The sequence below is a fragment of the Mesorhizobium argentiipisi (SeqCode) genome, assembly GCF_037179585.1.
In the GTDB taxonomy this organism is placed as follows: domain Bacteria; phylum Pseudomonadota; class Alphaproteobacteria; order Rhizobiales; family Rhizobiaceae; genus Mesorhizobium; species Mesorhizobium argentiipisi.
Genome location: NZ_JAPYKO010000014.1, coordinates 112,462 through 136,166, shown reverse-complemented (window position 1 = coordinate 136,166; position 23,705 = coordinate 112,462). Strand labels below are relative to the sequence as shown.

Here is a 23,705-nt window from a genome sequence, read left to right as displayed (position 1 = left end):
TCTCTTGGCTAGCAAAAGCGGCAACCGGAATCTAGACTCCATGCACACGACGACTCTTGCACCCATCTGGCCGCCACGCTAGCAAGAAGCTCCTTTTTTTCACCGAGCCTCTGCCATGCTCCACTATCCTCGACCTACGCTGATCATCGGCGCGTTTCCCGACTCGCTGTCGCCCGTCGATCCGAAAGAGCAGGAGGTCGATCGCTATTATATCCTTCGATTTCGGGGCTAGGACGTGGTTACTAGGCGCCGTCTAGCCAGAGCAGTACACAACCTTAAGCTTACGCGCCGCGAGGACCTTGAGGCTCGACTGTACTCTGAGGTTCAGAGAATGCTGAAAGAGCATGATCCAACCATCTATCTGCCTGCCGTCCGCGCTGCATCAAGGTTGGCTGCGGTTATTGCATCTCAGATTGCCGTACAAACTCAGGCTACCCAGCGTTCTTTTAAGACAATTGAGGACGACCTTTCAGAATATGCGACAGATTTTGTTAGTGGCCTGATTGACGAGACCACAAAGACTTTCAATAAGCGATTGATCAAATTCCGCGCGAAGCCTCCCCAGCTATCGCGTGAGGCTACAATCGAATTAGCCGATGATTGGGCTGGCCCAGTAGCAGGACCTACTGCGATAGAAAGGTACTTTGGAATACCGCGCTCCACGCTCTATCGATGGCAGAAAGTCAACGAGGTGGTGTCGATAAATTCTCGCACGACCAGCAAGCCGGTTTTCCCTCTGAAGCAGTTCGTTGACGGGCGCCCTCTCACTGGGATTGCGGAAATAATTTCCATTTTCGGCGATCAGCGTGCCGCTTGGCTTTGGCTGGTGACGCAACGGTCCGATTTCGGCGGGCAGACCGGCCTAGATCTCCTTCTCGAGCGAAAAGTCGACATCGTCACAAGCGCTGCTCGCGGCACCACGTCTATATAAGGGTTGGCGAGATCACGCCTTCGAGCCGTTACCGCGCACCTCCGCCAATCCGCTCTTATTGGGAGAGGCTTTGGCCGGCGTAGCCAGCGGGGACGAAATCACCGAGGACTGTGGCGGGCGCGGTTTCTCCAGCACCACGACACAGCCGTCGAGATCGTTTGAGGCAAGATGGGCGTAACGCATGGTCATCGACAGCGTCTGGTCACCCAGCCACATTTGCACGCGGCGGATATCGATGCCGCCCTGAACGAGGCGGGAGGCGCAAGTGTGGCGCAGGATGTGGGGCACCACCTGCTCGTAAGCGCCAAGATCGACCTCGGTCTTCGCTTCGTTCCAGATCGCGCGATATTGCGCCTGAGTCAGCATGGCGAACGGGCCCTTGGGCCGGCGCCCTTCAGTCACCGGCGGCAGCTTGATCACCTCCTTGACCCGTTCGGTCATCGGAATGCTGCGGCTGCGACCGGACTTAGTGGTCCAGAACGAGACGCTGTGCTCCCGTATGTCTTTCCAGATCAATCCGGTGGCCTCGCGGAGACGGCAGCCGGTATCGACCAGGAAAACGGAAAGCCGGTAGGCATCCTCGCTGCGGCTCCTGATCGCCGCAAACAGCCTAGCTTCCTCATCCCTTTCGAGGAATCGAATCGGTCCCGCCCGCTCCTTCTGGCGGCGGAACTCGGGAAGGCTGCGGATATCTCCCATCTTATCCTAAACACGCTTAGTTCTTTTGACTTCGTTGTAGCGAAAAATCGAGTTCTGAGAAGAAAAATTGCAGCTGCTGGAACTCTTCTGTCTTGATCGATCAAAGATGGCGACGTGGGGAGCGACATCGCTCCGAAACCGGCGAGGGTCGTCTAGCGCCCACAAAATGCTCTGACGATCTCTCACCAACAATGGCATTTGTGGCGCGATCCTACGTGGGTGCGGGCGTATTCTTTCAGCAATACCGGGCTGCACGATCTGAGGAAGGCGCGCTGATCAATGAGCATATTAAAGACATTGAGAAATTCAGCGAGACCGCTCAAAGCTATTGGTTAAAAAAACCGAAGGATCTCGAAGAAGAGGTATTTTTAGCGGCGAGAGTTAGAGTCTCTCATGCCAGTACAACGGCACTTTACGAGGTGATCAGCCGCATTTGCGGTCCCCGTCATGCTGAATACCAGACTGGAATGAAAGAACTATACAATTCTGCTACGGGCGGCACTTTCGAAAGCGCTCGCCGCAGTTTGGATCCCGAACGCGCAATGGCGACAGCAGATTTAGCTGCCAGTACCATCCATCTTTTACGCGTTTCACGGGTCAATCTGCTCACGCTCGGCCGCGCGCTCCGGGTTACAGAGTGGTGGTTCAAGGATCTGTGGCGCAACCACGGTCCAAGGGAGTGACGGGAACGGTAGGACCGCGGTCCCATTTTCCTCGCCGCCCCAACGTATGCGCGCGGAATATATTCCTACACCGTGAACGGGGCAAAGCTGTTTCCATCCACGCTGCACATAAGTCGCCTGAAACATAAGTGCAACATGCGGTACTATAGCATTGAAATTATTTAGGAAAAGCCATGATGTACAGATCATTGATCTGTGAGTACCCTATAATATCTGCGAAATACTGTTGAGATATTCTTCTGAGATCGCCTCTCCCTTTCTCGGGCCGCTTCTTCTGAGGTCACTTCCTCTATTGCCATAGCCCTTGTTTCGCAAGAGGGGATCTACCTGACGTTCGACGTTTCCCCTTCTCTCCCCGATCAAACCTTCCCCCTCACTTGCCCACGCCTTCATAGGGAGGAATTTCGTTTCGCTCCCCTATTAAGGCCCCTGTTCGACGCGAAACCCGCCCAAAACCTCTCACAGCGGCGCTGAAAAGGGATTTTATCGCGGGGCCATCGCATTATGTTCAGGGGAAGAAGAGAATGCCCGCCCTGAATTGTGACCTCGGGGCGGGCAATAAGAACAAGAAGGGCGCGCAATGACCTATTTAGGGACCTTATCCGCCGGGATCCATCCCGATCCTCTTCGCGACATTCAGCTTCACGCCGGCATCGACACAATCGAACTCCACTGCCCCAAACTCGACCTACCCCGAGGCACCCCGAAGATGTTGCAGCAATTGCAGCGTGAGGGCGCCAAATCGAAGATACGCAACAATTGGGGCAAGGATGGCGTCATCCTGAACCGAACGCTCTGTTTTGCCCACGCGTCGATCACATCCGACACCCTCGAACTGATCGAAAAGATCAGGGAAAAGCTCGGTACCACCGTTACCCGTTTCGACCTGGCCCTTGTCGTTGACGGCGCCGATCCTGACGAAGCTGACAAATGGATCGGAAGGGCAGTTACCCTAAAATGGGGTAAGATCGGGAGCGAGGACGTTGGGGAGAGCCGATACGTCAAACCCGCAAGGGCAGCGAGGAATTTGATCATCTATGGGGACAAGGCGAAACAGTGGCTGACCGGGCATTCGGAGAAGGTCCTGCAAATCGAACTTAGATTCAGAAAGCCTTTCCCGAAATGGATATCGCTGGAACGGGTAACCGATCTGCAAAACCTGGACGTGAGGGAGCTTTTCGCAAGGTCCATCAGGTTGAAGAGGACTTGGACCGAGTTTGAGAAAATCATCGAGAGAGAGAAGGATGACAGACCTGACTACGACAGAAAAACGAGGATGACGAGCTTCGTCAAACGTTTTGATCTTGCTGTCGATGAAAGGATCGAACCGGAAGCCTTCACACGCCTGATCCCTGAGAGACTTCACGTCCGGTCACACGTGTTCTTTGGGTAGGTTCGATGTGTCCTCAACGAAAATTCGTAAATGGAATCAATGAAGGGAGGACAAGGATGGATACACATATCACCCTCACCCTCCGTTCGTTGATCAAACTCGCAATCCTGCATGACGAGGCGGTCACTATCGACGACTTGCAGACCCTGCTCAACGAGAACGACATGTTCCCGTCCCGATTCCTGATCAGCGAGGTCCGACACTCCTTCCGATCCGATCTGAAATTTCTGCGGGCAAAGGGGCTGCTCAATGAGATCGACAAGAACAGCCTTGAACCCTTGCCCGTTAGACCGAAACCGAAACCGAAACTGAAAACGAAACCCGTTAGGCGTCCCGTCACGTTCTATTACGACGAGTAAGTATGACGATCCGACCTGTAGCCACCGCATAGCGGAGATATTGGGCAAACCATTCCGCCCCATCCTCCGGTTTGTAGCCGCCGCCGTCCTCCGCCAATGGCAGGAAGACTGACTGCTTGATTTCCTGCATGACACATTCTCCCGGCGTCTGGTCAGGATCGATGATGCGCAAGGCCGCATCGACCGATATGTTAAAACCCTGCTTAGACCAGACGTCACCCTGCCTACACCAGACGTCACCCTGACGAGCGCGCTCCGCCTCGCGCTCATCGTCGTAGCGCTTCCAAACGTCCGGCATGGCCCAATACCAATGCTTGCCGTCACCGTGCCTTTCGAGCTGACGCCCCTCTGCGCCGAGCTCGTGAAGGAGCTCACGGAATTTGGTACCCACCCCGGCCCTGCGAGCCAGCCGCGCGATCTCGGTGGCGCTGATCGGACGCTTCGACCGTTTGAGCATGTCGGAGACTTGCCGTTTGAACTGTTTTGCCCTTTCCGCGTCTTTGTCGAAGAACATCTCGGTCACTCCCCCCGAAGTTGCCGAATGATGCGCTGCGCTGAATACCTCCGCTGGACTTCGCGGAGATAGGTAGCCGCCTGTTTCAAATCCTCTTCAATCAGATCTAGTTGGTCGGGATCATCAACCATCATTGAGGGGGTGAAGAGGCTACAAAGGGCCTCGGGGTCGAATTCCGCGTCAAACTCCACGATGGTGTCCAGAGCTTCGACGAATTGGGAAATGTTGCGCATTATCTTCAATCCTCCTGCTGTTGGAAATGCCGGCGCAGCGCCACCTTGCTGGCTACGAGCTTCTCGCCGACTCGTTTGATCGGTAACGTCCCTTTCCTGGCGGCGTAAAAGATTGCCGTCGGTTTGAGCCCGAGGTACGCGGCGATTGCCTCGGCCCCCCAAATCAGGTCGTCGGCAAGGGGCTCCTGCCGCCTTTCGATTCTCGTCCTTTCCATCTGACACCTCGTTGGGAATGATTGGTCATATTCGTTCATACCCATGAGGCATCGGAGACTGGCGATAACTTGTCGCAAGCATGTCGCGACGAGTGATTTGCACTGGGTCGGAATGCGTGCAAATTCAATGACTTATGTTTCAACGATTGCGACATGGAGTTTGAACACAAAACGTGATCAAAGCCCATCAAATAATTGAAATCATTGAAGATTTTGATGGTGATCCCGGCAGGAATCGAACCTGCGACCTACAGATTAGGAATCTGCCGCTCTATCCTACTGAGCTACGGGACCACGCGGCCCGACACATAAACGCTTCGGGCCGGTTCGCCAAGGGGCATGCTGACCTCCCCCTTGGGCTGTAACTCGTCTCGGCGGGCCGAGCCGGCCAAGCCGTATCGCCGCCTTCGCCTGCAGGCGCTCAGGCGGCCAGCGCGGTCTCGGCCAGCTTCACCCAATAGCTCATGCCGTGCGGGATGACCTCGTCGTTGAAGTCGTAGGCCGGGTGATGCAGGCCGGCCGAGTCTCCATTGCCGATGAAGATGAAGGCGCCAGGACGGGCTTCCAGCATATAGGAGAAGTCCTCGCCGCCCATTACCGGCTGGATGGCGCGGTGGACATGGCTGTCGCCGGCGATGTCGGCGGCGACATCGCCCGCAAAGGCGGTTTCCTCGGCATGGTTGAAGGTCACGGGGTAATTGGCGTCGTAATCGACCTCGATGGTGGCACCGAAGGCCGCGGCGAGGCCGGCGCAGAGCGCGCGGATGCGCTCTTCCGATTTCTTGGCCACTTCCTTCTTCAGCGTGCGCACGGTACCGGCGATCTCGGCGCTTTCGGGTATGACGTTATAGGCGTCGCCGGCGTGGAACTTCGTCACCGACACCACCACGGCCTCGACCGGATCGGTGCTGCGCGAGGCGATGGTTTGCAGCGCGCCGACCAACTGGCTGGCGATGACGATCGGATCGATCGTGCCGTGCGGCATCGCGGCATGGCCGCCGCGACCCTTGACGGTGATGGTGAATTCGGCCGTCGCGGCCATGATCGGGCCGGGCTTGATGGCGAACTGGCCGACCGGCAGGCCCGGCATATTGTGCATGCCGAACACTTTCTCGATGCCGAAGCGCTCCATCATGCCGTCCTTGACCATCTCGTTGCCGCCGCCGCCGCCTTCCTCGGCCGGCTGGAAGATCACCGCCACGCTGCCGGCGAAATTGCGCGTCTCGGCAAGATATTTGGCCGCACCCAAGAGCATCGCGGTATGGCCGTCATGACCGCAGGCATGCATCTTGCCGCGCACCGTCGAGGCCCATGGCTTGCCGGTGATCTCGTCGATCGGCAGCGCGTCCATGTCGGCGCGCAGCCCTATCGTCGGGCCATCGCCCTTGCGGCCGCGGATGACGCCGACGATGCCGGTCTTGCCCAGCCCCGTCACCACCTCGTCGCAGCCGAAGGCCTTCAGCTTCTCGGTGACGAAGGCGGCGGTCTGGAACACGTCGAAATTCAGCTCCGGTGTCTGGTGCAGATGCCGTCTCCAGCCAGCAACTTCTTCCTGCATTTGCGCGGCGCGGTTCAGAATCGGCATGATCGGTCCATCTCTTGGTTGATTGGCGGCAGTCGGTCAGAGCCGCCGCTCAGCAATTATGATTGTCTTGAACTTTGCCATTTTGGCGTCACATAGGGTAAATAGCACCGCAACAATGCGGTCCGGGTCGAGGGCCGGGCCGCATTTATGCTGGCGATGGGTAACGAAATCTTACGGACCCAGCCGCGATTACGGCAAGAGGCGATTTCGGATTTGATCATGCGGCAGAGGCATTTCCTCAACCTATTGCTGGGAGGCGCGCTTGCGCTTCCGGTGTTTGCCTGCGCGGTCCGGGCCAATCCGATCGTTCTTTTCGACTTGAAGAGCGGCTCAATTTTGGAGCACCAGGACGCATTCAAGCGCTGGTATCCGGCCTCGCTCAGCAAGTTGATGACGGCCTATGTCGCCTTCCGTGCGATCCAGGCCGGCGAGGTGGCGCTCGATTCGCCGATCACGGTAACGAAGCATTCGGCTGGCGAGCCGGCGAGCAAAATGGGCTTCAAGCCCGGCTCGGTGATGCGGCTCGACAACGCGCTGAAGATGATGCTGGTCAAGTCGGCCAACGACATCGCCATGGCCGTGGGCGAGAATATCGGCGGGTCGCAGGCCGCCTTTGCCGACCGCATGAACGCCGAGGCGGCCCGGCTCGGCATGGTCGGCACGCATTTCGTCAACCCGAACGGGCTCTATTCGCCGGAGCAGTATACGACCGCGCGCGACCTTGCCGTGCTGGTGACGGCGTTGCGCAATGATTTTCCGCAATATGCCGCGTGGTTCTCGATCGAAGGCCTTGCCGTCGGCAAGAAGGCCATCCCGAACTACAATCTCCTGATCGGCCGATATCCGGGCGCCGACGGCATGAAGACCGGCTTCGTCTGCCCGTCCGGCTTCAATATGATCGGCTCGGCGACGCGCAACGGGCGCACGCTGGTGGCCGTGGTGCTTGGCGAAAAATCGGCGATCAGCCGCGCCGAGGCGGCGGCAAAGCTGCTCGACCTGGGTTTTGAGATGCCGACGGCCACTTCGACCACGCTTGCAGCGCTCAAGCCCTATGGCGACACGCTGTCGCCCAACGACATGCATGACGAGATCTGCGCGAAAAAGCCGAAGGACGAGCAATCGGAGGCGGCCCCCGAGGTTGCCGCCAAGAATAAGCCGAAATCGCCCTACCAGGTGAAGCTCGACCACCCCACGCTCGTTGCCGTCGGTCTCGGCGGCGCCACGGGGCCGGCGCCCAAGATGTTCGTCGACCAGGCCGATCAGAATTACGCCGGTGTGCCGCTGCCGAGCTGGCGGCCCGACAGGCCGGCGCCGGCCGGCGCCGAGCCGCTGGCGACCGGAACGGCCGCCGCGGCGGCGCAGGGCGACCAACCCGCCAAGGCCAACTGAGCCGCGTCATGGATAGCAGCTTTCCCATTCCCGTATCCGTGCTCACCGGTTTTCTCGGCGCCGGCAAGACGACGCTGCTCAATCGGCTGCTCAAGGATCCGGCGGTTGCCGACACGGCGGTGATCATCAACGAGTTCGGCGAGGTGGCGATCGACCATCTGCTGGTCGAGGAGGCTTCCGACGGGATCATCCAGCTTTCCGACGGCTGCCTGTGCTGCACGGTGCGCGGCGACCTGGTCGACACGCTCGCCGATCTCGTCGACCGGTTGCAGACCGGCCGTATCGCGAAACTGGCGCGCGTCGTCGTCGAGACGACGGGTCTGGCCGATCCGGCGCCGGTGCTGCAGTCGATCATGGCGCATCCGGCGCTGGTGCACGCCTTCCGGCTCGACGGCGTCATCACGATGGTCGACGCCGTCAATGGCGAGGCAACGCTCGATGTCCATGTCGAGGCGGTGAAGCAGGCGGCGGTGGCCGACCGCATCGTACTGACCAAGACCGACCTTGCCGAGGCGGCCGAGGTCGAGGCGTTGCGGGCTAGGCTGAAGCAGGTCAATCTGGGCGCCGTCCTGCTCGACGTCGCCGATGCCGGCGCCGCGGCACTGTTCAATTGCGGCCTCTATAATCCTGAAACCAAGTCCGCCGACGTGCGGCGCTGGCTTGGTGAAGAGGCGGCTCATGATCATCACCATGATCATCATCACCATGACGGCGACCACGATCACCACCACCATCATGAGCATCGCCACGATACGCGCGTGCGCACGCACTCGCTCGTCCATGACGGCCCGGTGCCGTTCTCGGCGATCGAGATGTTCCTCGACCTTCTGCGCTCGACGCATGGCGAGAAGCTCCTGCGCATGAAGGGCGTCATCGAGCTTGCGGAGGATCCGTCGCGGCCGCTGGTCATTCACGGCGTGCAGAAGATCCTGCATCCGCCGGCAAGGCTGCCGGCCTGGCCCGACGGCCAGCGCGGCACCAGGCTGGTGCTGATCACGCTCGACATGCCTCAGGACTATATCCGTCGGCTGTTCGCCGCCTTCACCAACAAGCCGTCGATCGATACGCCGGATCGTGCCGCGCTCGAAGCCAACCCGCTGGCAATAGCCGGGCTATAGGCCGAAAACGGCGCCGGCTCAGGCCGCGCTGCCGCGCTCGACGAGAAAGCGGTGGCCGCCAGTGACTGCGGCCGTTTCGACCAATTGGTGGCCGGCATCGGCGCAGAAGGCCGGGATGTCGATCACGGCCAGCGGATCGGTGGTCTCGAGCCACAGCCTGCCGCCCGGCCGCATCGCCGCTAGCCGCTTGCGGGCTTTCAGCACCGGCAACGGACAATTCAGTCCCTTGAGATCGTAGATGGCGGGTGGCTTTGCCCTCTGTTCATGCATGTAGCTATCCCAAAACCGCCTTACACTTTTGGGCAATGCCCGAGGGCATGCTTTTGGGCGACATGCATTGAAGTCTCAGCCGCCGAACATGCCGAGCAGCTTCTTCTTCAGCTTCGACACGGTGCCCTGGTCGGCGTCGGCGGCCTGTTGCGTTGCCTGCGCGGGCACTGCCTCGACGCCTGCGGTGACGACCGGCTGCTGCGCCGCCTGCTTGGCGGCTTCCTTCTCGGCCAGCGCCTGCTGCTTGGCCGCTTCCTTGGCGGCCTTGGCCGCCTCGATCGCGGCCAGGCGCTGCTCTTCGGCCTTGCGCTTGGCTTCCTTCTCCGCGTCGGCTGCTGCCATCTTGCGGCCGAGCGGGGAATCGATACGGCCCATGCGGGTCGTTTCCGTCACCGAGCCGTCGGCGTTCATCGACGGAGGGTCGATCGGCACGCGCTCGCCGCGGGCGCGGCGCTTCGACCAGTCGGAAACGATGCTCGCTTCCTTGATGCCGGCAATCGTCGGCTTCGGCGGCGGCGTGCTGGAATTGACGGCTGCTTTGAAGGCCGCGTCATAACGCTTCTCGTAGTCGGCATAGGCCGTTTTCAACGAGTCAGGCTGCATGGTCGCGGGGCAGGGGCCGGTCGGGTCGAAGGTCGTGCCTTCCGGCGCCACCTGGTTGAAGACGTAGCGCTTCTCGCAGACGTCGACCTTCGGCGGCACCTTGGTGATCTCGAAATTGTCGTAGCCGACCTTCAGCATCTTCCAGAATTCGTAATTCGGGTCGTTGCGGTAGCGCGCCATGTTGGCGGCGGTCATGCGGAACGGGAAGGCCTGGATCTGGAACTCGGTCTGGCCGCCCTGGAAGGCGTCGCGGCCGAAGGCATAGATCTGTTCGATCTGAGCGTCGGTCATCGAATAGCAGCCGGACGACGAGCAGGCGCCGTGCACCATCAGGTTCTGGCCGGTGCGGCCATTGGCGCGGTCATAGGCGTTGGGGAAGCCGATGTTGAAGGACAGATGGTAATTCGAGCGCGGATTCATCTGCGACGGACGCACCGTGTAGAAGCCTTCCGGCGCCTGGCGGTCGCCCTCGGTGTATTTGGGGCCGAGCTTTCCCGACCATTTGCAGATGTCGTAGGTGGCGACGAGATCGTAGCGGCCATTGGTCTTGGCCTTCCAGATCTCCAGCTTGCCTTCTTCCTTGAAGATGCGCGCCATCACCGAAGAGGTGCGCACCATGCCCTTGGCCTTCATGTCGGCAAGGATCTTGTCCGGCAGCGGCTTGTTGGCCTCCGGCGCGAAATCCTTCATCGAGGAATCATTGCAGCCGGCGACGCCGATGGCGGCGATCAGGACTCCGGTGCGGGCAAGCTTGGCAAACATGGATACGGCTACGTCTCTTCTCTCGGGCCAACGGCTCTCGGCATGGCCGGGCCCGCAGGCTGAACACCAGTGGACCGTAAGCCCGTTAACCTTGAAAATTCCTTACCGCAAGCCTTGGCAAACCCCTCGCGGCGATTTCCATTGAGCCGAATCCGGCGGCATTTTTGTGGCGGAATTGCTTATTCCGGCCACAGTTGAACGTCTTGCCGGGACTTGAGAGGTCAAAGGCTGCGGCCCATCGCCAGATATTTTTCGCGGCGCTGCTCGCGGAAATCCGTGTTGGCGCCGGCAAAATCCTTCATCGTCCGGGCGATGAGGTCGCCGGTGGACGCAATCACCGTCTCCGGCGCGCGCTGGGCGCCGCCCATCGGCTCGGGAATGATGGCGTCGATGATCTTCATCTCGAGAAGATCCTGCGCGGTGATCTTCATGTTGGTCGCCGCATCCTTGGAGCGCGTGGTGTCGCGCCACAGGATCGACGCCGCGCCCTCGGGCGAGATCACCGAATAGATTGCGTGTTCCAGCATGTAGACGCGGTTTGCGGTGGCGATCGCAATGGCGCCGCCGGAGCCGCCTTCGCCGATAACCACCGAAATCGACGGCACTTTCAGCGAAAGGCAGGCCGAGGTCGAACGCGCGATCGCTTCGGCTTGGCCGCGCTCCTCGGCGCCGACGCCGGGATAGGCGCCGGCCGTGTCGACCAACGTCAAAAGCGGGATCTGGAAGCGGTCGGCCAATTCCATCAGGCGCACCGCCTTGCGATAGCCTTCCGGCCGGACCGAGCCGAAATTATGCTTGATGCGGCTTGCGGTGTCGGAACCCTTCTCCTGGCCGATGACCGCCACCGGCTCGCCGCGAAAACGCGCGAAGCCGCCGACGATCGCCTGATCGTCGCCGAAATTGCGGTCGCCGGCCAAAGGCGTGAAATCGGTGAACAGCCCTTTGATGTAGTCGACGCAATGCGGGCGGTCGGGATGGCGCGCGACCTGCACCTTCTGCCAGGGCGTGAGCGCCTTGTAGAGGTCGCGCAACGCGTCGCGCGAGCGCTTTTCCAGCCTGCTGATCTCTTCGCCGACGTCGACCGCCTCGCCGTTCTCGGCAAGCTTCTTCAGCTCAAGGATCTTGAGCTCCAGATCCTGCACCGGCTTTTCGAAGTCGAGGTAGTTGTACATGCTTGAGCGGACCGATCGGTCGGAAGGCAAATGGCTGGCGGAACCGCTGAAATGCCGGCTCCGGGCGGTGGAACGTCGCCCTCACATAGCGATATGAGGCCTAGTCGGCAAGCGGGTGATGATCGTTGACCAGCCGCACCAGCCGCTCCTCCAGCACATGGGTGTAGATCTGCGTGGTCGAGATGTCGGCATGGCCTAGGAGTTGCTGAACGGCTCTAAGATCGGCGCCGTTCTGCAGGAGATGGCTGGCAAAAGCATGGCGAAGCACATGCGGCGAGATCTTCGCCGACGCTATGCCGGACCGCGCGGCCAAACCCTTGAGATCGCGGGCGAAAACCTGCCGGGAGAGATGGCCGCTATCGGAGGAGGCCGGAAACAGGAAGGGGCTCTCGGCAAAGGCCGGCCGCTCGGCTCTCGCGGCAAGCCAGGCGCGCATGGCGGCGCGCGCCTTGGCCGACAGCGGCACCATGCGTTCCTTGTCGCCCTTGCCGCGCACCATGAAGAAGCGGTCGTCGCGCAGCGCCACAGTGACCGGTAGCCCGACCAGTTCCGATACGCGCAGGCCGGTGGCGTAAAGCACCTCGACCAGCGCGTGCAGGCGCAACGCGGCCAACCTGTCGCCCCCCGGTTCGGTTTCGGCCGCCTCCTGCGCCGCGCGGTCGAGCAGGCGCCCGGTTTCGGCCTCGCTCATCGTCTTCGGCAGCGGCCGGCCCTTGCGCGGGCTGTCCAGCGTGCCGGTCGGGTCGTCGCCGCGCAGACCTTCGGCATAGAGGAATTTGAAGAACTGGCGGATCGCCGACAATTTGCGCGCCTGCGAGGTCGGCGCGAAGCCCCGCGCGGCGATGTCGTCGAGATAGGCGCGGATCTCGGCCGGCCCCGCGCCGGCAAGCCCGCCTTTGATCGCCTCGGAAGCATCCTCCAGATCGCGGCGGTAGGACGAAAGCGTGTTTTCCGCCGCGCCCCGCTCGGCGCTCATCATTTCAAGGAAGGCTTCGATGCGGGCGGCGCTGTTCATCGGGCCGGGATCAATTCTTCTTGGGATTGAGCTTCTCAGCAGGAATTCGAATGCTCATTTCGGCCTTTTTCGGCTCCACGAACATCGCCAAGGCGAACATCGCGCCATAGGCAATGCCTGCAAGAACCGCCAGCGTCACGACGAAGCGAAACAAAGTCGGCATTCAAATTTCGCCCGTCTTACTGTTCTGCGTTTCCAAAGCCCTGTGCCCTTATGGGGCGCCAATCCAGGCAATTCAAGGACGAAGGATTTCGGTTGACAGAGGTTTTGCCGGAAAAAGCTTTGAAACCGTTCGTCCGCCTGCGCTTGACGCAAACAGGCTTTTGATGTCGATACGGCGCAAAGAGGCCCCGATGAACGCTCTGCCAAATCCAACGGACGAAGGCTGCGCCGCGCTGATCGAAGCGCTCGGCAGCCGTTCGATCGTCTTCGTCGGGCTGATGGGGGCCGGCAAGACGGCGATCGGCCGCAAGGTGGCGACGATGCTTTCGCTGCCCTTCATGGATAGCGACCAGGAGATCGAAAGCGTCTCGCGCATGACGGTGCCGGAGCTGTTCGAGCGCTATGGCGAGCCGGAATTCCGGGCGCTGGAGCAGCGCGTGATCCTGCGCCTGCTGGAGAACGGCCCGCAAGTGCTGTCGACCGGCGGCGGCGCCTTCATGAACGCGCAGACGCGCGAGGCGATTTCCGCGCATGGCGTATCGGTCTGGCTGAAGGCCGATCTGGACCTGTTGATGGAACGCGTCTCCAAGAAGCAGAACCGGCCGCTGCTCAAGAATCCCGATCCGCGCGGTGTGCTGGAGCGGCTGATGGGCGAGCGCTATCCGGTCTATGCCAACGCCGACCTGACCGTGCCCACTCGCGACGACCGTAAGGAGATCATCGCCAGCGAAGTCGTCGCGGCGCTCTGCGCCCAACTCGGCGTCGCCGCCATCGCGACGGGCGCTCCAACTGACGAGGTGCAGCCGTGAGCCATGCCGAGCCGGTGAAGGTCGAGCTCGGGCTCGGCGACCGCGCCTATGACATCCTCATTGGCTCGGGGCTGCTCGCGATCTCCGGCGAAGAGATCGCGCGCCGCCTTCCCGGCACCCGCGCGGCCATCGTCACCGACGAGAACGTCGCCGCCGCGCATCTCGACGCGCTCAAGGCGGGGCTGCAGAAAGGCGGCATCCAGTCCGCCGTCATCACGCTGCCGGCGGGCGAAAAGACCAAGAGTTTCGCCCATCTCGAGGAGGTGGTCGACGGCGTGCTCGCGGCAAAGCTTGAACGCCGCGACGTGGTGATCGCGCTCGGCGGCGGCGTCATCGGCGACCTTGCCGGCTTTGCGTCCGGCATCGTGCGGCGCGGCATGAATTTCGTGCAGATCCCGACCTCGTTGCTGGCGCAGGTCGATTCCTCCGTCGGCGGCAAGACCGGCATCAACAGCGCGCGCGGCAAGAACCTCGTCGGCGTCTTCCACCAGCCCAGGCTGGTGCTCGCCGATACCCAAGTGCTCGACACGCTGCCGATCCGCGAGTTCCGCGCCGGCTATGCCGAGCTCGCCAAATACGGGCTGATCGATCGCCCGGCCTTCTTCGCGTGGCTGGAACAGAACTGGCGGGACGTGTTCGCAGGCGGTCGGGCGCGGGTCGATGCGATCGCCGAGGCCTGCCGCGCCAAGGCCGATGTCGTTGCCCGCGACGAGTTCGAGACCGGCGACCGCGCGCTGCTCAATCTCGGCCACACATTCGGCCACGCGCTGGAAGCCGCCACGCAATATGACGGCGCGCGCCTCGTCCATGGCGAGGGCGTCGCCATCGGCATGGCGCTGGCGCATCGTTTTTCGGCGCGGCTCAACCTGGCGAGCCCGGACGACGCGGAGCGCGTCGAAGCGCATCTGCGCGCCGTCGGCCTGCCCTGGCGGATGGCCGATATTCCGGGCGACCTGCCGGATGCCGAGACGCTGCTTGGCTTCATTGTCCAGGACAAGAAGGTCTCGCGCGGCGCGCTGACCTTCATCCTGACGCGCGGCATCGGCGAGGCTTTTATCGCCAAGGACGTGCCGCCCTCGGAAGTGCTCTCCTTCCTCAAATTGAGCCATCCCGAACGGCTCAAGATGAGCCGTCCCGGATGAACGGCGCCGGCTGGATCGTCGCCGCTGTCCTTGCCGTCATCCTGCTTTCGGCGCTTCTGTTCCGCGCCCGGTTGCTTGCCGCTTTCGGCTACGCGCTGCGGCCGATCGACCCGCCGCCGCGGCCCGAGCGTAACGGCAAGGACGAAGACGGCGACGATGCCCGCCACGACGGCTCGGCTGCCGGTGAGCAGCGCAATCGGCTCGAAGGCCTCTTCGACCTCGATGAACTCGAAGTGTCTGATATCATGGTCCACCGCACCAATATGCGCTCGGTCAATGCCGACAATGCGCCCGAGGCGGTGGTGCGCGAAATCCTGCAGAGCCCGCACACCCGGATGCCGCTGTGGAAGGGTTCGCTCGACAACATCGTCGGCGTCCTGCACGCGAAGGATCTGCTGAGAGCCCTGAACGAGGTCGGCAACGACTTTTCCCGGATCGACGTGATGAAGATCGCGGCGAAGCCGTGGTTCGTGCCGGACACCACCACCTTGCAGGAACAGCTCAACGCCTTCCTGCGGCGCAAGGCGCATTTCGCCATCGTCGTCGACGAATATGGCGAGGTCGAAGGACTGGTGACGCTGGAAGACATCATCGAGGAGATCGTCGGCGAGATCGCCGACGAGCACGACATCGACATGCAGGGCGTGAAAAAGGAGGCCGACGGCTCGGTCGTTGTCGACGGGACGGTGCCGATCCGCGACTTGAACCGCGCGCTCGACTGGGACCTGCCCGACGAGGAGGCAACGACGATCGCCGGTCTCGTCATCCACGAGACGCAGTCGATTCCTGAGGAGAAGCAGGCTTTTACGTTCCACGGCAAGCGCTTCGTTGTCATGAAACGCGACAAGAACCGCATTGCGAGGTTGAGGATACGTCCGGCCAGCGAAGGCTAGGTGTCGTTGATAATCAGGTGATGCCGGCCTGCTAGAGCATGATCCCGAACCGAAGGTCAGCGAATGCAAAAAGTGGGACCGGTTTTCGGCGAAGATCATGCTCCAACAAAGAGTTGGATCAGGATGGCGATTCAACGAAACGTCATCGTGATCTAACGACACCCTGCGATCTTAGAGTTCCTTGGTCCAGCGCTCGGAAAGCATTGCGCCGGTTCCGCCGTCGATTGCGGCCAGGCTGACGTCGTAGCCCCAGAGGTTGCGGACATGGCGCAGGGTCGCATCGCGGTTTTCACCTTCGAGCATCACGCCGTCCTTTACCGTGTGCTGAAGCCGCAGGTGCCGGTCGCCCAGGAGGTCGACGTCGACCACCTGGATGTCGGGGCGACTTGCCCCGATGTCGTAGCTTTGCGCCAACGCCGAGCGTATCTTGGCATAGCCACGCTCATTGTGGATCGAGGCGACTTCGTAATGCGGCTCGTCAGCGCCGTCGGCCAACACGAAGAGCCGCCATTTGCGGATCAGCGCCGGGCTCAGATACTGGCGGATGAAGGATTCGTCGCGGTGGTTGGCCCAGGCGTCGAGCAGGGTGTCGCGCCAGTCGCCGCGGCCGGCGATGTCGGGAAACCAGTCGCGGTCCTCGGCGGTCGGCGCGGTCGAGATCCGCTGGATGTCCTGCATCATGTCGAGACCCAGCGCATAGGGATTGATGCCGGAAAAGCGCGGGTCGTCATAGGCCGGCTGAAAGACCACATTCGAGTGGTTGCGCAAGATCTCGAGCATAGCGCCTTCGCTGATACGGCCACGGTCGAAAAGCGTGTTCATGAGCGTGTAATGGACGAAGGTGGCGCAGCCTTCGTTCATCACCTGGGTTTGCCGCTGCGGGTAAAAATATTGCGCGATGACCCGTACGATCCTGACGATCTCGCGCTGCCAAGGCTCGAGGACGAGGCTGTTCTTCTCGAGAAAGTAGAGCAGGTTTTCCTCCGGCAGATGGAGCGATTTCTTCCGCTCGGCCGCGTCGTCGTCAATGCCTGGTTTGGTCTCGCCGCTCTCTTGGGGAGGCGGCAGCGTTCGCCAGAGATCGTTGAAGGAACGCTCCTCGTATTCCAGGCGCTCGCGAAGCCCTTCGCGCTGCTGCTCGGACGACAGTCTCGGCGGCCGGTGATAGCGAAACACACCCTGCTCCATCAGCGCGTGGGCTGAATCCAGGATCGCTTCCACGGCCGCGAGGCCATGCCGTTCCTCGCATCGGGCTATGTAGCTCTTGGCAAAATCGAGATAGCTCAAAATGCCGCCGGCGTCGGTCCATTGCCGGAAGAGATGATTGTTCTTGAAGAAATGGTTGTGCCCAAGCGCGGCATGGGCGGTCACCAGGGCCTGCAGGGCCATGGTGTTTTCTTCCATGAGGTAGACGATACAGGGGTTGGAGTTGATGACCAGCTCATAGGCCAGACCGCGCGCGCCTTTGCGGTAGAGAAGCTCGTCGTAGAGGAAACGCTTGCCGAACGACCAATGCCGGTACATCAGCGGCATGCCGACCGAAGAATAGGCGTCGAGCATCTGCTCGGAAGAGATGACCTCCATCTGCACCGGATAGATGTCGAGTCGAAGCTCTTCGAGGCCCAGCGCTTCGATCTCGTCATAGACTCGCGACAGTTTCGCAAAATTCCAGTCCGACCCGGAAAACAGCAGTTCGGATTTGCGCGCCTGGCTGACCATCGGCCTATGTCCCTTCGACCCTCAGTCCTCAAGCGCTCTTGCGCAGATCAGGTTGCCTGGCGAAGAGCTCTCGGAAGACCGGGTAAATGTCGGCCGGCGCAGCGATGCGCCTCATCTGGAAGTTCGGCCACTTCCCGTCGACGGCGTTGTAGGCCCGCCAGAGGGACGTTCCGTTCTCGGTCGAGCCGAAAATATGGCTTTCCCGCTCGTCGATGATCTCCACATAGGCGAAATACTGGCAAAGCCGCATGAGCTTGCGGTCGAGCAGTTCGATGCAGCGCTCGGAATCGGTGGCGAAATTGTCGCCGTCGGAAGCCTGAGCGGCGTAGATGTTCCATTCGGCGACCGGATAGCGTTCTTCGATGATGCGGTGCATTTCCTCGAGCGCGGTGGAGACGACCGTGCCGCCGCTTTCGGTGTGGTAGAAGAATGTATGCTCGTCCACCTCCTTGGCTTCGTGGGTGTGGCGGATGAAGACGACCTCGGTGCGTTCGTAACGGCGCGTCAGGAAGAGATGCAGCAGCACGAAGAAGCGTTTGGCCAGATCCTTCTCGCGCTCTCCCATCGAGCCGGAGACGTCCATCAGGCAGAACATCACCGCGCTCGCATTCGGCACCGGCTGGGGATCGAAGCGATTGAAGCGGATATCGACCGGATCGACATAGGCAATGCGCCTGCGCCGCCGCTCCAGCCGCTCAAACGCCTCGCGCAGAGCGGCGATGCGTTCGCTTACCGCCGCGCTGGCCGGCTTCGCTTCCAACTCGGCAATCTGCTGGTTAATCGCGTCGAGCTCCGCCTGTTTGGGGCGTCTCAGCGCGATGCGCCGCCCATGGCTGTTGCGCATCGTGCGTCCGACATTGATGTTGGTCGGCGCTCCGCTTGCGCTGAAGCCCGCCCGTCTCGGCTTGAAGCTCAGTATCTGCTTGAGATTGAGCTTGACCAGATCCGGCAGTTCGAGGTCTTCGAAAAAAAGATCGAGCACTTCCTCGCGCGACAGCACGAAGCGAAAGTCGTCTTCGGATGCCGTGGTCCCGGGGGCCGATCCGTAGCCTCCGCCGCCGCCCGGCTTGGCGATAAGATCGCCGGGGCTGAACGTCCGGTTGCCGGGCAGGATGTGCTGGCGCCGGCCGGTTTCCTTGTCGTTGCCGAAGGTCGGTTCGTTGATACCCTTGCGAGGCATTGGCACGGCGTGCTCGCGGTCGACGTCGGCGATGCGGCCTGTCCGGACGTGGTCGCGGACGCTGCGCTTGAGATCTTCGCGCGCGCGCCTGAGGAAGCGCTGGCGATTGCCCAGGCTCTTGTCCTTCGGGTTGAGGCGGCGGTCGATGAAGATCGGCATGGAACCGTCCCGGCTTTGTTCAGCCCGCCTTGTTCACGCGCATGTACCAGTCGACCAGCCGTCGCACCTGCCGCTGAGTGTAGCCGCGCTCCACCATTCGCTGCACGAATTCGTTGTGTCGCTTCTCCGTTACGCTGTCCTGCTTGGAGCCGAAGCTGATCACCGGCAACAGGTCCTCGACCTGGCCGAACATGCGCTTCTCGATGACTTCGCGAAGCTTTTCATAGCTCGTCCAGGATGGATTGCGACCATGGTTGCGCGCCCGGGCGCGCAAGGTGAATTTGACCACTTCGTTGCGGAAGTCCTTTGGATTGGCGATGCCGGCGGGCTTTTCGACCTGCGACAATTCCTTGTCGAGGACCTCGCGGTTGAGGATCTGGCCGGTGTCGGGGTCCTTGTAATCCTGATCCTCGATCCAGGCGTCGGCATAGGCGATGTAGCGGTCGAACAGGTTCTGACCGTACTCGCTGTAGGATTCCAGATAGGCCTTCTGGATCTCGTGGCCGATGAACTCGGCATAGCGCGTCGCGAGCTCCGACTTGATGAATTCGAGATAGGCGGCCTCCGTTTCCTTCGGGAATTGCTCGCGCTTGATCGCCTCCTCGAGAATGTACATTAGGTGCACCGGGTCGGCGGCGACCTCCTTGGTGTCGTAGTTGAAGGTCTGCGACAGGATCTTGAAGGCGAAGCGGGTGCTGACCCCGGTCATGCCTTCGTCAACGCCGGCGGCGTCGCGATATTCCTGGACGGACTTCGCCTTCGGGTCGATTTCCTTGAGGTTCTCGCCGTCATAGGCGCGCATCTTGGTGTAGAGCGGCGAGTTCTCATGTTCGGCAAGGCGGGTCGAGACGGTGAAGCGGCTGAGAATGTCCAGCACCTCCGGCGCGCAGGGGCTGTTTGCCAACTCGCTTTCGCGCAGCAGCTTTTCGTAGATCTGCCGTTCCTCGGTGATGCGCAGGCAATAGGGAACCTTGACCACGAGGATGCGGTCGAGGAAGGCTTCATTGTTCTTGTTGTTCTTGAACTGCTGCCATTCCGACTCGTTGGAGTGGGCGACGACGATGCCCTGATATGGGAAGGCGCCGAAATTCTCGGTGCCGTTGTAGCTGCCTTCCTGGGTTGCCGTCAGCAAGGGGTGAAGAACCTTGATGGGTGCCTTGAACATCTCGACGAATTCCAGCAGCCCCTGCGTCGTCCGGTTGAGGCCGCCGCTGTAGGAGTAGGCGTCCGGGTCGGACTGGCTGAAGTGCTCCAACTGTCTGATGTCGACCTTGCCGACCAGGGCCGAGACGTCTTGATTGTTCTCGTCACCGGGCTCGGTCTTGGCGATGGCGATCTGGCGCAGCCGCGACGGCATCAGCTTGACGACGCTGAATTTCGAGATGTCGCCCGACAGCTCGTCGAGGCGCTTGGCCGCCCAGGGCGAGATCAGTCCGTTCAGGCGGCGGCGGGCGATGCCGTATTTATCTTCCAGCAGGTCGCCCATGCGATCGGGATGGAAAAGGCCAAGCGGCGACTCGAAGATCGGGCTGATCTGGTTGCCGACCTTGAGCGTGTAGATCGGCCGCTCTTCCATCAGCTTCTTCAGCCGTTCGGCGAGCGAGGATTTGCCGCCGCCGACCGGACCGAGGAGATAGAGGATCTGCTTGCGCTCCTCGAGGCCTTGCGAGGCGTAGCGGAAATATCCGGCGATGCGCTCGATCGTATCCTCCATCCCGTAGAAGTCGGAGAAGGAGGGATAGATCTTGATGGTGCGGTTGGAGAAAATGCGACCGAGCCGCTCGTCCTTGCTGGTGTCGACCAGGTTCGGCTCACCGATGGCCTCAACCATGCGTTCGGGCGCCGACGCATACATGGATTTGTCTTCGCGGCAGGCCAGTAGGTATTGCTGTAGGCTGATCTCTTCCTGGGCCGCGTTGGAATAAATCTCCGAAAACAGATCGAAGACGTCTGATTGGTTCTCGCGCATGGTGCTTTGCCTCGGAGCCGATGGGCTGCCAATCGGCTCATCGCTGCATCAACTGCCGGAAAGCGCTGTTTGTTCCCTTCATGTGAAGGATAGCGCATGCAATCTGGCATTGACCCGTTTAGATGCCCGATGCGGCCGAAAGGCTCGCCCTAGAAAATACGTGGTGATTGCCGGCGGAGCTTCAAGGGCCGGATTTGGTTTGCACCCCACAAGTTATCGTTATTGATGCTTAATCGAGGTGCGCGGCGCGCTTCCGCGCGCTGCCGCCGCAATCTGGCCGGAGATGACGATGGTGATCGATCGACGCAGCTTCATCGCGGCATCCCTGGCGGCGCTGTTGCCGGCGGGCGCGTCAGCCGCCGGGCGTCCGGGCCAGGTCACGCTGTTCGACGGCAGCGCCGATCAATCGCGATTTCGGTCAGGACGGCGACGCCTTGACCGCGGCCGCGTTGGCGTTTCTCAAGGCGACGGTCGGCTGACTACCAGCGCGTCTTCTCGCCCGGTGCCGCCGGCTCGATCGCCAGCGCATGCACGCCGGCTTTCAATTCATCGGCGAGCAGTTCGTTGACGGCGCGGTGACGGTCGACGCGGCTCATGCCGGCAAAGGCGGCCGAGACGACGCGGACGCGGAAATGCGTCTCGCCGGTGCCGTCGAAGTTGGCCTCGTGGCCGTGCTCGACGTGATGATGGCCGGCATGAAGGTGACTTTCGTTGATGACGGCGAGCCGTTCGGGCGAAAATGCCGCTTTCAGCTTGTTTTCCATCGTCGACTGTATGGACATCCGGGCTTCCCTTCCCCACTTGACGGCCATAGCCGCAACTTGTTGACGGCATGGCCGCAACTTACCTGCGGCACAGCCGCAGAATCTTGAATTTCGACCGCTTTTAAGCCGCGATTCAGCGGTTAGGGCGATCATCGGCGAAATGTCAATTCTTGTTTCGCAGGTGCGAACAGCCCATAAATGGGTGAGATGAAAGCGTATCCCAAATATTTCGAGAAAATTCGAATCCGGCCGGAAAAGGACGCGGAGCTGAAGTCGCGCGCGCCGATCTGCCAGTGGGACGGCTGCAACGAGGCCGGCACGCATCGCGCGCCTGTCGGGCGCCTCAAGGAGGGCGAGTATTTCCGCTTCTGCTTCGAGCATGTGCGCGAATACAACAAGGGCTTCAACTACTTCTCCGGCGTGTCGGACAGCGAGATCGCGCGCTTCCAGAAGGAGGCGCTGACCGGCCACAGGCCGACATGGCGCATGGGCGCCAATGGCGGCGGGACGCGCTCGGCGCCGGATTTCGCGCAGCAGCGCTCGGGCCGCGCCGGCTACTACAACCGCATGCGCGATCCGTTCAACCTGTTCGGCTCAGGCGCGCGCGAGCCGCGCGAGCGCAAGGCAAAGCCACTTGAGGCCAAGGCGCTGGAAACGCTTGGCCTTGACACAAAGGCGACTGGCCAGGACATCAAGGCGCGTTATAAGGAACTGGTAAAGCGCCACCACCCGGATGCGAATGGCGGCGACAGAGGTTCGGAAGACCGGTTACGCGATGTACTCCAGGCCTATCGCGTGCTCAAGCAGGCAGGATTGTGCTGAGCGGCCCTACGGTTCGTGTCGTTTTCCAACTTTCATAAGGTTGGAAAAGGCTCTAAGACCGCCCCCGGACAAAATCGATTGCCGGCGAAACGCGGCGTTTCGCCCGTGGAGACGTTGATAGAGATGAACAAGGTCGATCGCGACATCGCCAACCTGCCCGACACGACGGTGTCGGTGAAGGAGAAATTCGGTTTCGAGTCCAAGATGATCGTTCCCGCCTATTCGGCGGCGACCGAGCATGTGCCGGATATCGATCCCGACTACCTCTTTGACCGCGCGACAACGCTGGCGATCCTCGCCGGCTTTGCCTACAACCGCCGGGTCATGGTGTCGGGCTATCACGGCACCGGCAAGTCGACGCATATCGAGCAGGTGGCGGCGCGGCTCAACTGGCCCTGCGTGCGCGTCAACCTCGATAGTCATGTCAGCCGTATCGATCTCGTCGGCAAGGACGCCATCGTCGTCAAGGAAGGCCTGCAGATCACCGAATTCCGCGACGGCATCCTGCCCTGGGCCTATCAGCACAATGTCGCGCTCTGCTTCGACGAATATGACGCCGGCCGTCCTGACGTGATGTTCGTCATCCAGCGCGTCCTGGAATCGTCGGGGCGGCTCACGCTGCTCGACCAAAGCCGCGTCATCCGCCCGCATCCAGCTTTCCGGCTGTTCGCCACCGCCAACACGGTTGGTCTCGGCGACACCACCGGCCTCTATCACGGCACGCAACAAATCAACCAGGCGCAGATGGACCGCTGGTCGATCGTTACCACGCTCAACTACCTGCCGCACGACAATGAAGTGAACATCGTGCTGGCGAAGGCCAAGCACTACCGCGACAACAAGGGCAAGGACATCGTCAACAAGATGGTGCGTGTCGCCGACATGACGCGCTCGGCCTTCATCAATGGCGACCTGTCGACCGTGATGAGCCCGCGTACCGTCATCACCTGGGCCGAGAACGCCGAGATCTTCGGCGATATCGGCATGGCGTTCCGGCTGACCTTCCTCAACAAATGCGATGAGCTCGAGCGTTCGGTGGTGGCTGAGTTCTACCAGCGCGCCTTCGGTGAGGATCTGCCGGAGAGCGCCGCCAACGTGGTGCTGGGCTAGGCGCGCAACTGAAAGGCCTCCAGCCTTTCAGCATG

General features: G+C 61.2%; 24 protein-coding genes, 1 tRNA gene and 2 pseudogenes. 12 read left to right on the top strand and 15 right to left on the bottom strand.

The annotated features are described in order from the left end of the window. Positions 1-235 precede the first annotated feature (235 nt). Entirely contained in the window at positions 236-931 is a 696-nt protein-coding gene (locus O7A05_RS20085) for an antitoxin Xre/MbcA/ParS-like domain-containing protein (protein WP_463151344.1), read from the top strand. Between the two features lie 12 nt (positions 932-943). Here O7A05_RS20085 and O7A05_RS20080 read toward each other — a convergent pair. Further along, positions 944-1,633: pseudogene (locus tag O7A05_RS20080) on the bottom strand (site-specific integrase); the annotation flags it as partial. 188 nt (positions 1,634-1,821) lie between these two features. On the opposite strand from O7A05_RS20080, the gene O7A05_RS20075 reads away from it, so the two are divergent. The 3 genes from O7A05_RS20075 (at position 1,822) to O7A05_RS20065 (ending at position 4,065) form a co-directional block, all read left to right on the top strand. Then, the gene (locus tag O7A05_RS20075) at positions 1,822-2,313 is read left to right on the top strand and encodes a hypothetical protein (RefSeq protein ID WP_337094717.1); all 492 of its coding nucleotides are present in this window, start codon (positions 1,822-1,824) and stop codon (positions 2,311-2,313) included. Positions 2,314-2,893: 580 nt separating this feature from the next. After that, on the top strand, positions 2,894-3,706 hold the full coding sequence (locus O7A05_RS20070; protein ID WP_337094716.1) for a hypothetical protein: 813 nt from the start codon (positions 2,894-2,896) through the stop codon (positions 3,704-3,706). A 56-nt stretch (positions 3,707-3,762) separates the two neighbouring features. Beyond that, positions 3,763-4,065 (top strand): hypothetical protein, encoded by a 303-nt coding sequence (locus O7A05_RS20065; RefSeq protein WP_337094715.1) that lies wholly within the window; start codon positions 3,763-3,765, stop codon positions 4,063-4,065. Here the strand turns inward: O7A05_RS20065 and O7A05_RS20060 are convergent. From O7A05_RS20060 to O7A05_RS20040, 5 genes are all read right to left on the bottom strand, one after another. Further along, positions 4,043-4,579 (bottom strand): hypothetical protein, encoded by a 537-nt coding sequence (locus O7A05_RS20060; RefSeq protein WP_337094714.1) that lies wholly within the window; start codon positions 4,577-4,579, stop codon positions 4,043-4,045. The two genes, O7A05_RS20065 and O7A05_RS20060, sit on opposite strands and share 23 nt — an antisense overlap. Before the next feature lie 5 nt (positions 4,580-4,584). Continuing rightward, positions 4,585-4,812, bottom strand: coding sequence for a hypothetical protein (locus O7A05_RS20055; RefSeq protein ID WP_337094713.1), 228 nt, complete (start codon positions 4,810-4,812; stop codon positions 4,585-4,587). A 5-nt stretch (positions 4,813-4,817) separates the two neighbouring features. Next, positions 4,818-5,066 carry a hypothetical protein gene (locus O7A05_RS20050; protein WP_337094712.1) on the bottom strand — a complete coding sequence of 83 codons (249 nt, stop codon included), beginning with the start codon at positions 5,064-5,066 and terminating at the stop codon, positions 4,818-4,820. 178 nt (positions 5,067-5,244) lie between these two features. Beyond that, positions 5,245-5,321: transfer RNA gene (locus O7A05_RS20045), tRNA-Arg, on the bottom strand. A gap of 127 nt (positions 5,322-5,448) precedes the next feature. After that, positions 5,449-6,612 (bottom strand): M20 aminoacylase family protein, encoded by a 1,164-nt coding sequence (locus tag O7A05_RS20040; RefSeq protein ID WP_337094711.1) that lies wholly within the window; start codon positions 6,610-6,612, stop codon positions 5,449-5,451. Positions 6,613-6,831: 219 nt separating this feature from the next. Here O7A05_RS20040 and O7A05_RS20035 point away from each other — a divergent pair, with 219 nt between their 5' ends. Together O7A05_RS20035 and O7A05_RS20030 are read left to right on the top strand one after the other, a co-directional pair. Further along, on the top strand, positions 6,832-8,001 hold the full coding sequence (locus O7A05_RS20035) for a D-alanyl-D-alanine carboxypeptidase family protein (protein ID WP_337094710.1): 1,170 nt from the start codon (positions 6,832-6,834) through the stop codon (positions 7,999-8,001). 8 nt (positions 8,002-8,009) lie between these two features. After that, complete coding sequence (locus O7A05_RS20030) at positions 8,010-9,119, top strand: CobW family GTP-binding protein (RefSeq protein WP_337094709.1); 1,110 nt, start codon at positions 8,010-8,012, stop codon at positions 9,117-9,119. An 18-nt stretch (positions 9,120-9,137) separates the two neighbouring features. Here O7A05_RS20030 and O7A05_RS20025 read toward each other — a convergent pair whose 3' ends face one another. The 5 genes from O7A05_RS20025 to O7A05_RS20005 form a co-directional block, all read right to left on the bottom strand. Further along, entirely contained in the window at positions 9,138-9,389 is a 252-nt protein-coding gene (locus O7A05_RS20025; RefSeq protein WP_337094708.1) for a sulfurtransferase TusA family protein, read from the bottom strand. Between the two features lie 75 nt (positions 9,390-9,464). After that, complete coding sequence (locus O7A05_RS20020) at positions 9,465-10,754, bottom strand: murein L,D-transpeptidase family protein (protein ID WP_337094707.1); 1,290 nt, start codon at positions 10,752-10,754, stop codon at positions 9,465-9,467. Between the two features lie 221 nt (positions 10,755-10,975). After that, positions 10,976-11,926, bottom strand: coding sequence for an acetyl-CoA carboxylase carboxyltransferase subunit alpha (locus O7A05_RS20015; protein WP_337094706.1), 951 nt, complete (start codon positions 11,924-11,926; stop codon positions 10,976-10,978). Between the two features lie 100 nt (positions 11,927-12,026). Continuing rightward, positions 12,027-12,941 (bottom strand): site-specific tyrosine recombinase XerD, encoded by a 915-nt coding sequence (locus O7A05_RS20010; protein WP_337094705.1) that lies wholly within the window; start codon positions 12,939-12,941, stop codon positions 12,027-12,029. A gap of 10 nt (positions 12,942-12,951) precedes the next feature. Further along, positions 12,952-13,104, bottom strand: coding sequence for a hypothetical protein (locus O7A05_RS20005; protein ID WP_042643428.1), 153 nt, complete (start codon positions 13,102-13,104; stop codon positions 12,952-12,954). Between the two features lie 190 nt (positions 13,105-13,294). Here O7A05_RS20005 and O7A05_RS20000 point away from each other — a divergent pair, with 190 nt between their 5' ends. Genes O7A05_RS20000 through O7A05_RS19990 form a run of 3 tightly spaced genes read left to right on the top strand, consistent with a single transcriptional unit; the run spans position 13,295 to position 15,947 of the window. Continuing rightward, positions 13,295-13,912 carry a shikimate kinase gene (locus O7A05_RS20000; protein WP_337094704.1) on the top strand — a complete coding sequence of 206 codons (618 nt, stop codon included), beginning with the start codon at positions 13,295-13,297 and terminating at the stop codon, positions 13,910-13,912. Continuing rightward, positions 13,909-15,054, top strand: coding sequence for a 3-dehydroquinate synthase (gene aroB / locus O7A05_RS19995; protein ID WP_337094703.1), 1,146 nt, complete (start codon positions 13,909-13,911; stop codon positions 15,052-15,054). Before O7A05_RS20000 ends, aroB begins: the two co-directional genes overlap by 4 nt. Beyond that, entirely contained in the window at positions 15,051-15,947 is an 897-nt protein-coding gene (locus O7A05_RS19990) for a transporter associated domain-containing protein (protein WP_337094702.1), read from the top strand. Before aroB ends, O7A05_RS19990 begins: the two co-directional genes overlap by 4 nt. Positions 15,948-16,118: 171 nt before the next feature. Here O7A05_RS19990 and O7A05_RS19985 read toward each other — a convergent pair whose 3' ends face one another. The 3 genes from O7A05_RS19985 to O7A05_RS19975 are packed head-to-tail and all read right to left on the bottom strand — an operon-like array spanning position 16,119 to position 20,974. Further along, positions 16,119-17,666: a SpoVR family protein gene (locus tag O7A05_RS19985; RefSeq protein ID WP_337094701.1), complete on the bottom strand. Its 1,548-nt coding sequence runs from the start codon at positions 17,664-17,666 to the stop codon at positions 16,119-16,121. Between the two features lie 28 nt (positions 17,667-17,694). Further along, the gene (locus tag O7A05_RS19980) at positions 17,695-19,005 is read right to left on the bottom strand and encodes a YeaH/YhbH family protein (protein ID WP_337094700.1); all 1,311 of its coding nucleotides are present in this window, start codon (positions 19,003-19,005) and stop codon (positions 17,695-17,697) included. Between the two features lie 19 nt (positions 19,006-19,024). Continuing rightward, positions 19,025-20,974, bottom strand: coding sequence for a PrkA family serine protein kinase (locus O7A05_RS19975; RefSeq protein ID WP_337094699.1), 1,950 nt, complete (start codon positions 20,972-20,974; stop codon positions 19,025-19,027). Positions 20,975-21,347: 373 nt separating this feature from the next. Between O7A05_RS19975 and O7A05_RS34460 the strand changes: the two are divergent. After that, positions 21,348-21,453: pseudogene (locus O7A05_RS34460) on the top strand (alpha/beta hydrolase); the annotation flags it as partial. On the opposite strand, the gene O7A05_RS19970 reads toward O7A05_RS34460, so the two are convergent. Continuing rightward, a complete protein-coding gene (locus tag O7A05_RS19970) occupies positions 21,454-21,756 on the bottom strand; it encodes a BolA family protein (protein ID WP_337094698.1) in 303 nt (100 codons plus the stop codon). A 180-nt stretch (positions 21,757-21,936) separates the two neighbouring features. Here O7A05_RS19970 and O7A05_RS19965 point away from each other — a divergent pair, with 180 nt between their 5' ends. Together O7A05_RS19965 and cobS are read left to right on the top strand one after the other, a co-directional pair. After that, entirely contained in the window at positions 21,937-22,560 is a 624-nt protein-coding gene (locus O7A05_RS19965; protein ID WP_224510521.1) for a J domain-containing protein, read from the top strand. A 123-nt stretch (positions 22,561-22,683) separates the two neighbouring features. Continuing rightward, positions 22,684-23,670, top strand: coding sequence for a cobaltochelatase subunit CobS (gene cobS / locus O7A05_RS19960; protein WP_337094697.1), 987 nt, complete (start codon positions 22,684-22,686; stop codon positions 23,668-23,670). Positions 23,671-23,705 lie beyond the last annotated feature (35 nt).

Coding starts and splice junctions, on each gene's coding strand:
- O7A05_RS20050 (WP_337094712.1), bottom strand. CDS start 5,066: ATGAACGAATATGACCAATCATTCCCAACGAGGTGTCAGATGGAAAGG.
- O7A05_RS20015 (WP_337094706.1), bottom strand. CDS start 11,926: ATGTACAACTACCTCGACTTCGAAAAGCCGGTGCAGGATCTGGAGCTC.
- O7A05_RS19990 (WP_337094702.1), top strand. CDS start 15,051: ATGAACGGCGCCGGCTGGATCGTCGCCGCTGTCCTTGCCGTCATCCTG.
- O7A05_RS19970 (WP_337094698.1), bottom strand. CDS start 21,756: ATGTCCATACAGTCGACGATGGAAAACAAGCTGAAAGCGGCATTTTCG.
- O7A05_RS19980 (WP_337094700.1), bottom strand. CDS start 19,005: ATGCCGATCTTCATCGACCGCCGCCTCAACCCGAAGGACAAGAGCCTG.
- O7A05_RS19975 (WP_337094699.1), bottom strand. CDS start 20,974: ATGCGCGAGAACCAATCAGACGTCTTCGATCTGTTTTCGGAGATTTAT.
- cobS (WP_337094697.1), top strand. CDS start 22,684: ATGAACAAGGTCGATCGCGACATCGCCAACCTGCCCGACACGACGGTG.
- O7A05_RS19985 (WP_337094701.1), bottom strand. CDS start 17,666: ATGGTCAGCCAGGCGCGCAAATCCGAACTGCTGTTTTCCGGGTCGGAC.
- O7A05_RS20070 (WP_337094716.1), top strand. CDS start 2,894: ATGACCTATTTAGGGACCTTATCCGCCGGGATCCATCCCGATCCTCTT.
- O7A05_RS20035 (WP_337094710.1), top strand. CDS start 6,832: ATGCGGCAGAGGCATTTCCTCAACCTATTGCTGGGAGGCGCGCTTGCG.
- O7A05_RS20025 (WP_337094708.1), bottom strand. CDS start 9,389: ATGCATGAACAGAGGGCAAAGCCACCCGCCATCTACGATCTCAAGGGA.
- O7A05_RS20075 (WP_337094717.1), top strand. CDS start 1,822: ATGGCATTTGTGGCGCGATCCTACGTGGGTGCGGGCGTATTCTTTCAG.
- O7A05_RS20055 (WP_337094713.1), bottom strand. CDS start 4,812: ATGCGCAACATTTCCCAATTCGTCGAAGCTCTGGACACCATCGTGGAG.
- O7A05_RS20005 (WP_042643428.1), bottom strand. CDS start 13,104: ATGCCGACTTTGTTTCGCTTCGTCGTGACGCTGGCGGTTCTTGCAGGC.
- O7A05_RS20020 (WP_337094707.1), bottom strand. CDS start 10,754: ATGTTTGCCAAGCTTGCCCGCACCGGAGTCCTGATCGCCGCCATCGGC.
- O7A05_RS20010 (WP_337094705.1), bottom strand. CDS start 12,941: ATGAACAGCGCCGCCCGCATCGAAGCCTTCCTTGAAATGATGAGCGCC.
- O7A05_RS19965 (WP_224510521.1), top strand. CDS start 21,937: ATGGGTGAGATGAAAGCGTATCCCAAATATTTCGAGAAAATTCGAATC.
- O7A05_RS20000 (WP_337094704.1), top strand. CDS start 13,295: ATGAACGCTCTGCCAAATCCAACGGACGAAGGCTGCGCCGCGCTGATC.
- O7A05_RS20060 (WP_337094714.1), bottom strand. CDS start 4,579: ATGTTCTTCGACAAAGACGCGGAAAGGGCAAAACAGTTCAAACGGCAA.
- O7A05_RS20040 (WP_337094711.1), bottom strand. CDS start 6,612: ATGCCGATTCTGAACCGCGCCGCGCAAATGCAGGAAGAAGTTGCTGGC.
- O7A05_RS20030 (WP_337094709.1), top strand. CDS start 8,010: ATGGATAGCAGCTTTCCCATTCCCGTATCCGTGCTCACCGGTTTTCTC.
- O7A05_RS20065 (WP_337094715.1), top strand. CDS start 3,763: ATGGATACACATATCACCCTCACCCTCCGTTCGTTGATCAAACTCGCA.